Origin of the sequence: Spongiactinospora gelatinilytica, assembly GCF_003236385.1 — a bacterium.
Lineage (GTDB): Bacteria > Actinomycetota > Actinomycetes > Streptosporangiales > Streptosporangiaceae > Spongiactinospora > Spongiactinospora gelatinilytica.
Window position 1 is genome coordinate 1 of record NZ_POUA01000226.1, and the last position, 12566, is coordinate 12566.

11 protein-coding genes are annotated in these 12566 nt (G+C 70.6%); 4 read left to right on the forward strand and 7 right to left on the reverse strand.

The window, feature by feature from the left end; genetic code table 11:
* The 3 genes from C1I98_RS41685 to hisC form a co-directional block, all read left to right on the forward strand.
* Positions 1–1043 (forward strand): DUF4434 domain-containing protein (locus C1I98_RS41685; protein ID WP_368773544.1); only part of this gene is annotated, 1043 nt, incomplete at its 5' end.
* Between the two features lie 54 nt (positions 1044–1097).
* Positions 1098–1775: an NUDIX hydrolase gene (locus C1I98_RS25000; protein ID WP_111169870.1), complete on the forward strand. Its 678-nt coding sequence runs from the start codon at positions 1098–1100 to the stop codon at positions 1773–1775.
* Positions 1776–1826: 51 nt separating this feature from the next.
* A complete protein-coding gene (gene hisC / locus C1I98_RS25005) occupies positions 1827–2894 on the forward strand; it encodes a histidinol-phosphate transaminase (protein WP_199537195.1) in 1068 nt (355 codons plus the stop codon).
* Here hisC and C1I98_RS25010 read toward each other — a convergent pair.
* The 4 genes from C1I98_RS25010 to purD all read right to left on the reverse strand — a co-directional run bounded on the left by C1I98_RS25010 (position 2875) and on the right by purD (position 8106).
* Positions 2875–3825: an EamA family transporter gene (locus C1I98_RS25010; RefSeq protein WP_111169871.1), complete on the reverse strand. Its 951-nt coding sequence runs from the start codon at positions 3823–3825 to the stop codon at positions 2875–2877. The genes hisC and C1I98_RS25010 overlap by 20 nt on opposite strands.
* 64 nt (positions 3826–3889) lie before the next feature.
* Positions 3890–5179, reverse strand: coding sequence for a transcriptional regulator (locus tag C1I98_RS25015; protein ID WP_111169872.1), 1290 nt, complete (start codon positions 5177–5179; stop codon positions 3890–3892).
* 200 nt (positions 5180–5379) lie between these two features.
* On the reverse strand, positions 5380–6648 hold the full coding sequence (gene murA / locus C1I98_RS25020; protein WP_111169873.1) for a UDP-N-acetylglucosamine 1-carboxyvinyltransferase: 1269 nt from the start codon (positions 6646–6648) through the stop codon (positions 5380–5382).
* A 186-nt stretch (positions 6649–6834) separates the two neighbouring features.
* Positions 6835–8106 carry a phosphoribosylamine--glycine ligase gene (gene purD, locus C1I98_RS25025; protein ID WP_111169874.1) on the reverse strand — a complete coding sequence of 424 codons (1272 nt, stop codon included), beginning with the start codon at positions 8104–8106 and terminating at the stop codon, positions 6835–6837.
* 429 nt (positions 8107–8535) lie between these two features.
* Here purD and corA point away from each other — a divergent pair, with 429 nt between their 5' ends.
* Positions 8536–9627 carry a magnesium/cobalt transporter CorA gene (gene corA, locus C1I98_RS25030; RefSeq protein WP_233508159.1) on the forward strand — a complete coding sequence of 364 codons (1092 nt, stop codon included), beginning with the start codon at positions 8536–8538 and terminating at the stop codon, positions 9625–9627.
* A 21-nt stretch (positions 9628–9648) separates the two neighbouring features.
* Here corA and C1I98_RS25035 read toward each other — a convergent pair whose 3' ends face one another.
* The 3 genes from C1I98_RS25035 to C1I98_RS25045 all read right to left on the reverse strand — a co-directional run bounded on the left by C1I98_RS25035 (position 9649) and on the right by C1I98_RS25045 (position 12453).
* Positions 9649–10578 carry a glycerophosphodiester phosphodiesterase family protein gene (locus tag C1I98_RS25035; protein ID WP_111169876.1) on the reverse strand — a complete coding sequence of 310 codons (930 nt, stop codon included), beginning with the start codon at positions 10576–10578 and terminating at the stop codon, positions 9649–9651.
* A gap of 87 nt (positions 10579–10665) precedes the next feature.
* Entirely contained in the window at positions 10666–11949 is a 1284-nt protein-coding gene (locus C1I98_RS25040; protein ID WP_111169877.1) for an adenylosuccinate synthase, read from the reverse strand.
* Between the two features lie 87 nt (positions 11950–12036).
* Complete coding sequence (locus C1I98_RS25045) at positions 12037–12453, reverse strand: DUF3151 domain-containing protein (RefSeq protein ID WP_111169878.1); 417 nt, start codon at positions 12451–12453, stop codon at positions 12037–12039.
* Between the last annotated feature and the right edge of the window lie 113 nt (positions 12454–12566).

The window sequence follows — 12566 nt, forward strand, 5'->3', positions numbered from 1 at the left end:
ACCCCCGCCACATCGGTACGCTGACCACGCTGACCCGCCGCATCCTGCAGGACTACGGGCAACGCCACCGCGACCGCGCCTCGCTGGGCGGGGTGTACCAGCCGTTCGAGCTCCAGATGCGGCAGATGCGGTTCGACGGCGGCGAGAACGACAACGACACCCTGCGGGTCTACGCCGAGCAGCACAACATCGTGGCGCAGGAGCTGCCCGGCAAGCCGATCCTGGTCAGCCCCTACCTGGACGCCCGCAGACGGGTCGGCTTCGGGGCCACCCCCAAGGAGGTCGCCGCCGGGTTCGAGGCGCTGGCCAGGACCGGCGTGGAGATCATCGCCCCGCAGGACAGCCGCGGCACCGGCAAGGTCGGCCTGTACTGGCCCGACGAGCGTGACAGCCCGGTGGACGAACGGCTGCGGCCGGAGGTCGGCGAGACGACGTACGGCACGGCCTACCACGGCTCCACCCGCGACTACTACCGGGCCATGGCCGAGGCCCGCGAGCGGGTGGCCGCCGAGGGCCACGACGTGCAGCTGTGGGCCAACGTGGAGGCGTTCGAGCCGTCCACCGACCAGCAGTGCGGCGCCCAGGGCACCCGGGGCGCCACCGACAAGAGCCGCCTGGACGCCGCGGTCACGTTCACCGGCCGCTACGTCTCCAAGGTCATCTCCTACATGTGGAGCGACTTCTTCACCTGCGGGTCGCCCTCGCTGTCGCAGCAGATCGCGGCCGACCACGACCGTCCGATGGCCGTGGACGCCATCCACAAGCCCCGCGGCATCCAGGACGGGCTGGAGATCCGCGGCTACAACCTCGCGGCCACGCGGGTGAACGTGACCTGGGAGGGCCTTGCCGTACCGAAGACCGTGGACGCGCGGGCGGCCGGCTGGCACGACCCTACGCCGCTGCCCGGGATGCCCGCCGGCACCGAGACGCTGTGGGTGCCGCTGGACTGGCGGGACGTGCCGCAGGGTGAGTGGCTGCGGGTCGAGGTCGTCTCGCCGGACGGCCGGGCGGCGGCCGAGCCTTTGCACGTCCATGCTTCCTGATCGGTGGCCTGTGGTTCACCCTGCGGGCGGCCCGCTCGGTGTAACGTGCACGGCATGACCCCGCGCATTCCGGTCAGCGTGGATCTGGTCGTGCTCACCGTGCGCTTCGCCGAGCTGTGCGCGCTGGTGTGGCGGCGCGACCGCCCGCCGTACGCGGGGCGCTGGGCGCTGTCCGGCGGCTTCATCCACCTCGACGAAGACCTCCCGGCCGCCGCGGCCCGGGTGCTAGCCGAACGGGCCGGCCTGCCCGGAGCCCCGGTCCACCTGGAGCAGTTGCGGACCTACGGCTACCCCGACCGCGACCCGCGCCAGCGCGTGCTGAGCGTGGCCTACCTGGGCCTCGCGCCCGACCTGCCCGCCTCCACCGAGGCCCACATGAGCTGGCGGCCGCTCACCGAGCTTTCCGAGATGGCCTTCGACCACCGGCGGATCATGCTCGACGGCATCGAGCGGGCCCGCTCCAAGCTGGAGTACACCTCGCTGGGGGCGGCGTTCTGCCCGCCCGCGTTCACCGTGGCCGAGCTGCGCCGGGTCTACGAGATCGTGTGGGGCCGCACCCTCGACCCGCGCAACTTCCACCGCAAGGTCACCAAGGCGGAGGGCTTCCTGATGCCCACCGGCCACAGCACCACCAGGGACGGCGGGCGGCCCGCGATGCTGTACCGGCGCGGCCCGGCCGAGCTGCTGCGCCCGCCGATGATGCGCCCCGCCAAGGACGTCGTGCGCCTGTAGGAGCGTGGCCCTCTCGGGAAGTGCCGGTGGGGCGGGGGCTATCGTGAGGCCATGCCTCGTTTCCGCGCGATTTTGGACACCGTGCCGCCGTACAAGGCGGGTAAGACCGCCGTCTCGCCCGACGGCCGCTCCTACAAGCTTTCGTCCAACGAGTCCCCCTACGACCCCCTGCCCTCCGTGGTCGAGGCCGTCGCCGCCGCCGCGCGCAACATGCAGCTCTACCCCGACCCGGCCGCGACCGAGCTGACCCGGGCCATCGCCGATCGCTACGACGTGCCGGCGGAGCACGTGGGGCTCGCTCCCGGTTCGGTGACGCTGGCCCAGCAGCTTCTTGCGACGGTGTGCGACCCCGGGGCCGAGGTGATGTACGCGTGGCGGTCGTTCGAGGCGTACCCGCTGCTCAGCGACCTGGCCGGGATGACCTCGGTGCGCGTGCCGCTGGCCGCCGACACCCACGACCTGGACGCGATGGCGGCGGCGGTCACCCCGCGCACCCGCCTGATCTTCGTCTGCAACCCGAACAACCCGACCGGCACGGTGGTCCGCCGAGAGGAGCTGGTGCGGTTCCTGGACCGGGTGCCCGATGAGGTGCTGGTGATCCTCGACGAGGCGTACCGCGAGTACGTCAGGGACGCCGACGTGCCCGACGGCCTCACCCTCTACCGCGACCGTCCCAACGTGGCGGTGCTGCGCACCTTCTCCAAGGCGTACGGCCTGGCGGGGCTGCGGCTGGGTTACCTGATCGGGCACGAGCCGGTGGCCGGGGCGGTCAGGAAGGTCATGATGCCGTTCGCGATCAACCACCTGGCCCAGGTCGCGGGCATCGCCTCGCTGGCCGCAGAGGACGAGCTGCTCGAGCGCGTGGAGCTGGTCGTCAAGGAGCGCACGCGGGTCCGTGAGGGCCTGCTCGGTCAGGGCTGGCAGGTGCCCGCCACCGAGGCCAACTTCGTGTGGCTGGCCCTGGGCGAGGACACCGCGGCCTTCGCCGAGACGTGCGCGGCCGAGGGCCTTGCCGTACGGCCGTTCCACCCGGAGGGCGCGCGGATCTCCATCGGCTCACCGGAGGCCAACGACGCTTTCCTGGCCGCCGCCGCGGCCTTCAGGTCCGCCCGGACGTGAGCTGCGGCTCGTCCGCCGGTTCGGCGGGCCGTCTTCGCCGCCCACTGGACGACACCACGAGTGCCACGCCCGCGACGATCACGAGCCCGCCCAGGACGACCTGCGTCGTGACGGACTCGCCCAGCACGATCGCGCCCAGGAGGACGGCCACCACCGGGTTGACGTACGCGTAGGTCGAGACCAGCGAGATCGGGGCGTTGCCCAGCAGCCACGCGTACGACGTGAAACCGATCAGCGAGCCGACCAGCACCATGTAGGCCAGCCCGGCCCAGGACCGGCTGGAGATCTCGGCCAGTTGCAGCCGCTCGCCGCTGATCAGGCCGCCCACCGTCAGCACCAGGCCGCCCACCAGCATCTCCACCGTGCTGGCCGCGAACGGGTTGGGCGGCATCGGCATGCGTGCGGCCAGGAACGACCCGATCGACCAGGACAGCGACGCGACCAGGATGATCACCACGCCCTGCGTGCTCGACCCGCCGGTGCCGCCGGTGAGCGACAGCGCCGCCACCCCGGCGAAGCCGACCAGCACCCCGGCGAACGTCATCAGGTTGGGCCGGTCGCGCACGAGCACCCGGAAGATCACCAGCCACAGCGGCACCGAGGCCACCAGCAGCGCGGCGAGCCCGCTGGATATGTACTGCTCGGCGACCGAGACCATGCCGTTGCCGCCGGTGAGCAACAGCACACCGACCAGCGCCGCACCGCCGAACTGGCGTGCGGACATGCGAAAGGCCCCCTGCTTTCGCACCAGCAGGAACGCGCCGAGAAGAAGCCCCGCCGCCAGGAAGCGCAGCGCTGCTCCCAGCAGCGGCGGAATCGTCTCGATCATGACCGCGATGCCGAGGTACGTAGAACCCCATACCACGTACACGATCGCCAGCGCGCCCCAGATCAGCAACGACTTACGGCGGACAGCATCAACTGACCCCATGAGTCATTACACTACCGGCTGCCGCCGTGAAAACACTTGCCGGGGTCGGACCCCACATCCGACCTCAACGCGTGCCGAGCTTCTCCACGATGAGCCGGTAGAGCTGTCTGGGCCTGCCGGGCTGCGGGGTGCGGTTGGGCGGCAGCGGCCACGCGAGTCCCTCGTCCACCAGCGTGCGCAGCAACCGCCGTGCCGTACGCGGGGTCACGCCGAGCATCCGCCCCGCGCTCTCCGCGTCCACCACCGTGTCCCCGCCCTCCAGCTTGGCCGCCAGCCTCGCCAGAACCTCCACGCCCTTGGGCTTGATAGGTCCTGAGCCCGCAGGGGGCATTCTGGGGGGCGGTACCAGCGCCCGGCCTTCGCGGTCCACCGCGAAGCCCTGGCCCTGTTTGCCCGTCTGAGTGCGCGCCAGGGCCGCTCTGGCGTGGCTCTCGGCGTCGTGGGTGGTGCGGCCCATGCCGACTCCCACCTCCACCGCCAGACCCAGCTCATCGCGGATTCTGGCCGCGAACGGCATCACCCGGAACCCGTCCGTCGCCGCCGCCACCGAACCCCTCGTCGCCGTCACCAGATAGCTGTGATCGTCGATCGGCCACACCGTCGCGTTGATCCGGTTGGCCTCCTGCACCAGCAGCCGGTGCAGCGAGAGGCGCAGCTCGTCGCGCCAGTACCGGGGCGCGGCCCGGCGTACCGGCTCGCGCAACGTCGGCACCTCGACGACCACCACCGTGAGCTGGGATTCCTCCAGCCGGTGGTGCGCGCCGAGCAGCGCCGCGGTGTGCAGCGCCGTGCGGACGGCCGCGGACGTCGGCCGGATCCGGATCACCGGAATCGAGGCCGCCTGCAACCGTTCGGCCACCGCGGGCAGGCACGTCAGCGCCCCGCTGGTGGCTCCCTGTCTGGCCAGCCGCTCGTGGTACGCGGCCAGCGTGCCCGTCGCTCCAGGCTCGTCGCGGCTGTGCACCTCCGCGCTGGCCAGCCCGAGGTCGGAGTAAGCCTCCTCCACCTCGGGCCGGGTCAGAACGTCGATGCTGACCCTTTCAGGGTCGATCCGCTCGTCCAGTGCGGCCCGTGCCAGTGCCGCCACGAGTGCCGCTCCTCCGAGCTGAACATAAGTCGCCGGCATTGTGAGCACGCCCGAACGCCGGGCGATGTCGTAAGGGACAGGGCTGGCGAAAAGGCAGGCGTCAACGCCTGGCCCAAGCCGTGTCACCTTGTCGGCGGCTTCCTGTTCATCCCGATAAGCGGCAGCCACGAGTCGGCATGGCAGCGGTGCCGCGGCATGCCCCATGAGCATCACGCGCTCGACCAGATCGTGTGGTCCCACCACCCCGATGGTGAGATCCGGCGTCATGGTGCCCGGACGTGACACTCGGGGTGTTTCTTCGCCCCGCTCGACCAATGTTCGTCCCATCCTGCCATCCGTTTGTGGTGCTCTCTTTTGGAACGATCGCTCGCGAGGGCCATAATGTCACGCCCGGATTTTAGCCAATACCGTTCCCGTGGCTCGAAGTTCTGGTAAAGACGCAGGTCAGCATGGGAAAAGGGATGATTTCATGTGGTGCAAATCTCTCGGGTCACATCGGCGCCCAGAGCCTGCATGCGTTCGGCCAGATGGGCGTGCCCGCGATCGATGAGATAGCCGTTGGAGATCACGGTCTCCCCTTCGGCGGCCAGTCCCGCGAGAACGAGCGCGATACCCGAGCGCAGATCGTGAGCGGTCACGCTCGTTCCGGTGAGCGGAGCGCCGCCGTGCACCACTGCGCGACTGCCTTCCACCTCGATGGTGGCGCCCATGCGGTTGAGTTCGGCGGCGAGTGCGAACCTGCCGTCGAAAATGCGCTCGTGAATATAGCTCGCGCCATCGGCGAGACAGGCGACCGTCATGATGGGCGACTGGAGGTCGGTGGCGAATCCGGGGAAGGTGTCGGTGATCACGTTGATCGGGCGCAGCGAACGCTCCCGGCCGACGTTGAGCACCGCGCCCTGGTCGGCGAACTCGACCCCCATCTGCTCCAGCTTCCAGCGCACCACGCCCAGATGGTCGAGCTGCGCGCCGACGAGGTTGACCTCGCCGCCGGTGATGGCCGCGGCCATGGCGAACACGCCGGCGTCCAGCCGGTCGGGCATCACCTGGTGCTCGACCGCGCGCAGCTCATCGACGCCCTGGACGGTGATGAACCCGGTGCCGCCGCCGCTGATCTTCGCGCCCATCTTGGTGAGCATCTCGATCACGTCGAGCACTTCGGGCTCCAGCGCGGCGTTCTCGATCACCGTGGTGCCCGAGGCCAGCGCGGCCGCCATGATCAGGTTCTCGGTGCCGGTGTGCGACGGCGTGTCCAGGTACAGGGAGGCGCCGGTCAGCCCGGCGGCCTTGACCGTGATGACGGTCTCGCCGTCGTCCACGACCGCGCCGAGGCGCTTGTAGCCGAGGTAGTGGAAGTCGAGGTTACGGCTGCCCAGGTTGCAGCCGCCGATGCCCTCGATCACGGCCTCGCCGAGCCGGTGCAGCAGCGCCGGGACGAACAGCACCGAGCCGCGGAAGCGGCGGGCGATCTCGGCCGGCAGCACCGCGCTCGTCAGTTTGGAGGCGTCGATCACCAAAGTGCGCTCGGCCTCGTGCAGTTCCACCCTGGCGCCGACGGCCTCGGCGAGCTCGACGGCGCGGCGGACATCCTCGATGATCGGCACGTTGCGCAGCACAGTGCGGCCCTCGGCGGCCAGCAGCGCCGCGCCGATCATCGGCAGCACGGCGTTCTTCGCGCCCTGAATGAAGGCGGTGCCACGCAGTGCGTTGCCACCACGCACGCGGTAACGGACCATTCGCGTCAAGCTCCTTGGCAGTAACGGGGGTGGCTCACCGGGGGGGCAATCGGCTAGTGAGCTTCCGCTGGGGTTATCGCGGCCCACAGTAGCCGTTGTGGGGGGATGACCCGGCCGATTCCAAAGGGTCCGATGGTGAAGATGTGACCGCCACTCCACATGCCCGATCCGGGCGCCGGGCGGCGTTCAGAGTGTGCCGTCGGTTTCGCGGCTTTCGGCAGCGGCGGCGGCGATGTCCGTGCGGTGGTGCGCCCCGGACAGGCGAACTCGGTCAAGGGCATCGTAGGCGGCGGCGCGGGCGGCGGTGAGGTCTTCGCCGGTACCGACGACGTTGAGCACCCGCCCGCCCGAGGCGATGACCCGGCCCTCGGCGTCCAGCGCCGTGCCCGCGTGCAGGACGTAGGCGTCTTCGCACTCGGCTTCGACAGCCTCCAGACCCTCGATGACCCCGCCGGTGACGGGGGAGGCCGGGTAGTTGTCCGCGGCCAGGACCACGGCCACGGCCGCGCCGCCCCGGTAGGTCAGCGGGGGCAGCCCGGACACGCCGCCGGTGGCCGCCGCGTGCAGCAGCCCGCCCAGCGGGGTGGCCAGCCGGTCCAGCACGACCTGGGTCTCCGGGTCGCCGAACCGGGCGTTGAACTCGATGACCCTGGGCCCCTCGGCGGTCAGCGCCAGCCCCGCGTAGAGCACCCCGATGTACGGCGTGCCGCGTTTGGCCAGCTCGTCGATGGTGGGCTGGACCACGGTCGCCATGACCTCGTCGGTCAGGCTCGGCGCGGCCCAGGGGAGCGGCGTGTAGGAGCCCATGCCGCCGGTGTTGGGCCCGGCGTCGCCGTCGTAGGCGCGCTTGAAGTCCTGTGCGGGACGCAGCGGCACGGCCGTCTCGCCGTCGCAGAGCGCGAACAGCGACACCTCCGGGCCCTCCAGGTATTCCTCGATGACGACCCGCTCGCAGGCCGCCGCGTGCGCCAGTGCCGCCTCGCGGTCATCGGTCACCACGACGCCCTTGCCGGCCGCCAGGCCGTCGTCCTTGACCACGTACGGAGGGCCGTACGCGTCGAGCGCGGCGGTGGCCTCCTCCGGCGTGGAACACGTGCTCGCGCGGGCCGTGGGCACTCCCGCCGCCGCCATGATCTCCTTGGCGAACGCCTTGGACCCCTCGATCCGGGCGGCCTCGGCCGACGGGCCGAAACACGGCACGCCCGCCGCCCGCAGCGCGTCGGCCACCCCGGCGACCAGCGGCGCCTCGGGGCCGACCACGACCAGATCCGCGCCGACCCGCCCGGCGAGCGCGGTGACGTCGGCCGGATCGGTCGCGCGGACGGGATGCACTGTCGCCACGGACGCGATCCCGGCGTTGCCCGGGGCGCAGTGAACCTCTTCCACCTGCGAATCCGTTGCGAGCGCCCGGCACAGGGCGTGCTCGCGTCCGCCGCTTCCAATCACAAGTACCCGCACGCGAACGACCCTACCGGTGCCGGGCGCCCGCCAAGATGCCGTCATGCCCCGGGCAGGTTGACACGGAGAGTCGTCGGGAATTCGTGGAGTTCTGCATGATCCGGGGGTGACCTTCCGGGTAGGCTTGACCCTCGGTGCGAACCCCTGTGGTAACTTGGGGCGGCTTTGGTGCCTGCTTGGGATTGGAGGTGGTCCGGGATGAGCTCTGGTGATCCTTGCAGTACGTGCTCGCGCACGTACGTCGTGCGCACGATCGTTCTCCCCCGACCACCCCGATTCGGTCGCCCGGTCTGAGGGCTCACGCGTTCTTTCTGTCTGAACGACCTGTCAAGGTCGTCTCGTGTCTCGCGTGGCCCGTGCCGACCTGGGCGGGAAGGGAGCGCCATGCGCTCGTCGATGATCTTTCCCCGCATTCGTCACCACCGTGCCGTGGGCGCGCAGCACGACCGCCGCAAGCCGCCGGTGACCACGACGCCCGCGCCCGCCGCCGAGCACGCCCCCGTGGGCGGGTGCGTGCCGCCCAGCGACTCGCTGGTCGACTTCGCGGCCTACCTGGCCGGGGCCAAGGTCGAGGCCCCCACCATCGAGGCCGCGCTGAGCCTCGTCCGCGCCCACAACGCGGGTAGGGGCGGGGGCGGGGCCTTCGTCTGGGTGGGCCTGCACGAGCCGGAGTCGCCCGAGGTCGAGTGGCTGGCCGAGGTCTTCGGCCTGCACCCGCTGGCCGTCGAAGACGCCGTCAAGGCCCACCAGCGGCCCAAGGTCGAGCGCTACGGCGACTCACTGTTCGTCGTGCTCAAGACCGTCGCCTTCGTCGAGGAGGAGCCGGACAGCGAGATCGTCGCGACCGGCGAGATCATGCTGTTCGTCGGGCCCGACTTCGTGGTGACGGTACGCCACGGGAGGCACTGCCCGCTCTCCAGCGTGCGCGAGAAGCTGGAAGACGACCCCAAGCTGCTCGGCCGCGGCCCGGCGGGCGTGCTGCACGCCATCGCCGACCACGTGGTGGACGAGTACCTCTCGGTGGCCGACCAGATGCAGGAGGCGCTGGAAGAGGTCGAGGCGGCCGTGTTCGCCGACGTCAGCTCGCGCGACATCGGGCGGATCTACCACCTCAAGCGCGAGATGATCGAGATGAAGCGGGCGGTGACACCGCTGGTCGCCCCGCTCGGCGCGCTGCCGCAGCGGCGGGTGATCCCGCCGGAGATGCGCGACTACTTCCGTGACGTCGGCGACCACCTGTCCCGGGTGTGCGAGCAGGTCGAGTCCTCCAACGAGCTGTGCAACTCGGTGCTCCAGGCGGCCCTGGCCCGCTCGAACGCCCTGGCCAACGAGGACATGCGCAGGATCTCGTCCTGGGTGGCCATCATGGCGGCGCCCACGATGATCGCCGGCGTCTACGGGATGAACTTCGACTTCATGCCGGAGACGAAGTGGGTCTTCGGTTATCCGATGATCGTCGGCCTGATGCTGCTGACCTGCACGCTCCTCTACCGCAGCTTCCGCAGGAAGGGCTGGATGTGAGCCTGGTCCGCCGGGCTCGGTTCAGGCCGCGGCGACCGGGCGGAGCGGGCCGACCGGTACGGCGAGCGGCAGGCCGCGTTCGGCCCACAGCGCCCGCATCCGGTCGGGGTAGTCGGTGACGAGCCCGGTCACGCCCATGTCGATCAGCCGGGCCGCGTCGGCCGGGGCGTTGACCGTCCACGGCACCACCGGCAGGCCCGCCTGCGCGGCCTGAGCCATCATGTGCTCGTTCACCAGTACGTGCTGCGGGGAGAGCGTGGTCGCGCCCGCCGCCGCCGCGGCGGCAGGGACATCTCCGCCGAAGTCGCCGAGGTCCAGCCCGTCCAGCCATGCCGAGTGCATCGTCGCCGACTCGATCAGCGCGAACCGCGGCACGTCCGGGGCCAGCTCGCGCGCCGCGCGAAGTACCCGCCAGTCGAAGCCGAGCAGCGCCGACGAGCCGAGCCTGCCGTGCCGGTCCAGCTCCTCCACCACCATCGCGGTGAACTCCGCCGGATCGGGCGTCAGCTCCGGCCTGGTCGGATCGGTCTTCAGCTCCACGTGCAGCCGCACGTCGTCGGCCTCGTAGGCGCTCACCAGCCCGAGCACCGCGCCGAACGTCGGCATCCGGGTCTCGGGCAGCGGCACCTGCGTCAGCGCGAAGGGGTCGTCGGGGTGGCGCGGCAGGCGGACCCCGCAGTCGAGGGTCCGCAACTGGGCGAGGGTCAGTGACCTGATCGGCTTGCCGACGTAGGGGTAGCCGGGGTCGCCGCGATGCGCCGGACGGGTGTCCGCGCTGGTCACCGAGGACACGATCAGGTCGTGGCTGAGCACGATCCGCCGGTCGGCGGTGAGCACGAGATCGAACTCCAGCGCGTCCACACCGAGCTCCAACGCGTGCAGCAACCCAGGAAGCGTGTTCTCCGGCCGGAGCCCTCGGGCTCCGCGGTGTCCGTGGATCTCGACGCGCACACTCGGACCTTACCGGCACCGGGCGAGGATCTCTCGCATCCCCCGCCCGACGCGCCGTCACGACCTATGCCGGCATCACATCGGTCGTCACACCAGGGGCCGGAGCTGGAGGGTCTGGGTGCGGCCCGGGCCGACGCCGATGGCGGAGATCGGCGCGCCGGACATCTCCTCCAACGTCCGGACATAAGCGCGGGCGTTGGGCGGCAGGTCGTCGAAGGACTTGGCCTCGGAGATGTCCTCCTGCCAGCCCGGGAACTCCTCGTAGATCGGCTTGGCGTGGTGGAAGTCGGTCTGGGTCATCGGCACCTCGTCGTGCCGCACGCCGTCGATTTCGTAGGCGACGCAGACCGGGATGCGCTCCAGCCCGGACAGCACGTCCAGCTTGGTGAGGAAGAAGTCGGTGACGCCGTTGATCCGGGTGGCGTACCGGGCGATGACCGCGTCGAACCAGCCGCAGCGGCGGTCGCGGCCGGTGGTCGTGCCGTACTCGTGCCCGGTGGTGCGCAGCCAATCGCCGCGCTCGTCCAGCAACTCGGTGGGGAACGGCCCTGAGCCCACCCGCGTGGTGTACGCCTTCAGGATCGCGATCACGCGCGTCAGCCTGGTCGGCGGGATGCCCGCCCCGGCGCACGCGCCGCCCGCGGTGGGGGAGGAGGACGTCACGAACGGGTAGGTGCCGTGGTCGATGTCCAGCAGGTTGCCCTGGCCGCCTTCGAGGAGCACCACCCGGCCCTGGTCGAGGGCCCTGGAGAGCACGAGCGAGGTGTCCGCGATGTACGGCTTGAGGCGCTCGGCGTAGCCGAGGTACTCCTCAAGCACCTTGTCCGGGTCGATCACCCTGCGGTTGTAGACCTTGGTGAGGACCTGGTTCTTCTCGTTGAGCGCGACTTCGATCTTCTTGCGCAGGATGCCCGGGTCGAGCAGGTCCTGGACCCGCACGCCCATCCGGGCGATCTTGTCGCCGTAGGCCGGGCCGATGCCCCGCCCGGTGGTGCCGATCTTGGCCTTGCCCAGGTAGCGCTCGGTGACCTTGTCGAGGGCCTTGTGGTGCGGCATGATCAGGTGCGCGCTCGCCGAGATCAGCAGCCGCTCGCAGGAGATGCCCCGCGCCTTCAGCCCGTCGATCTCCTCCAGCAGCACCCCGGGATCGATGACCACGCCGTTCGCGATCACCGGGATCACCTCGGGCGACAGCACACCGGTCGGCAGCAGGTGCAGCGCGTACTTCTGGTCGCCGATCACCACCGTGTGACCCGCGTTGTTGCCTCCCTGGTAGCGGACGACGTAGTCGACCTGATCGCCCAGCAGGTCGGTGGCCTTGCCCTTGCCCTCATCGCCCCATTGAGCACCCACGAGAACGACAGCCGGCATCGCGAAACTCTCCCCAGCACAAAGCGAAACCCCTGGCGCAAGCGCGTCAGGGGCTCTTGCATACGGATTCTACCTGCTCGGCCCCGGTCAGGTCCCGTTCAGTTCGGCCGCGGCGGCGGGGCTCGACTCCTTGAGGAACTGCGAGCAACGCTCGGCCTCGTCCTTCTCCCCGATCGCCAGGGCGGCTCGGGCCAGCGCGTGCAGGCAGCGCAGGAAGCCACGGTTGGGCTCGTGGTCCCACGGGATCGGCCCGTGCCCCTTCCACCCGGCCCGCCGCAGTTGGTCCAGGCCCCGGTGGTAGCCGGTACGCGCGAAGGCGTACGAGGTCACGGCGTGCCCCTGGGCGAAGTACTCGTCGGCCAGCGTCGCCCATGCGGCGGAGAAGGCCGGGAAACGTGCGGCGACATCCGACGCCGCGGCACCGGATTCGAGCGCCTCCCTGGCCTCAGGGGTGTCCGGCAGGTGGGTCGGCGGCGGTCCGGCGAGAAGATTCTGCGTCTCCATGCACACAGTCTTACCCGGACGGCGCGCGTAACGGGTACCTGGAGGGGGCCTAGATAGCCTGATATTTCGCCCTATCGGAAGATCGCCGACAATCCGGATGCCCGATGCCCCTC

What these genes read in the sequence shown, in the direction of transcription:
- C1I98_RS25010 (WP_111169871.1), bottom strand. Translation starts at nt 3,825, where the DNA reads ATGGGGTCAGTTGATGCTGTCCGCCGTAAGTCGTTGCTGATCTGGGGC.
- C1I98_RS25015 (WP_111169872.1), bottom strand. Translation starts at nt 5,179, where the DNA reads ATGACGCCGGATCTCACCATCGGGGTGGTGGGACCACACGATCTGGTC.
- C1I98_RS25040 (WP_111169877.1), bottom strand. Translation starts at nt 11,949, where the DNA reads ATGCCGGCTGTCGTTCTCGTGGGTGCTCAATGGGGCGATGAGGGCAAG.
- murA (WP_111169873.1), bottom strand. Translation starts at nt 6,648, where the DNA reads ATGGTCCGTTACCGCGTGCGTGGTGGCAACGCACTGCGTGGCACCGCC.
- C1I98_RS25045 (WP_111169878.1), bottom strand. Translation starts at nt 12,453, where the DNA reads ATGGAGACGCAGAATCTTCTCGCCGGACCGCCGCCGACCCACCTGCCG.
- C1I98_RS25000 (WP_111169870.1), top strand. Translation starts at nt 1,098, where the DNA reads ATGACCCCGCGCATTCCGGTCAGCGTGGATCTGGTCGTGCTCACCGTG.
- hisC (WP_199537195.1), top strand. Translation starts at nt 1,827, where the DNA reads ATGCCTCGTTTCCGCGCGATTTTGGACACCGTGCCGCCGTACAAGGCG.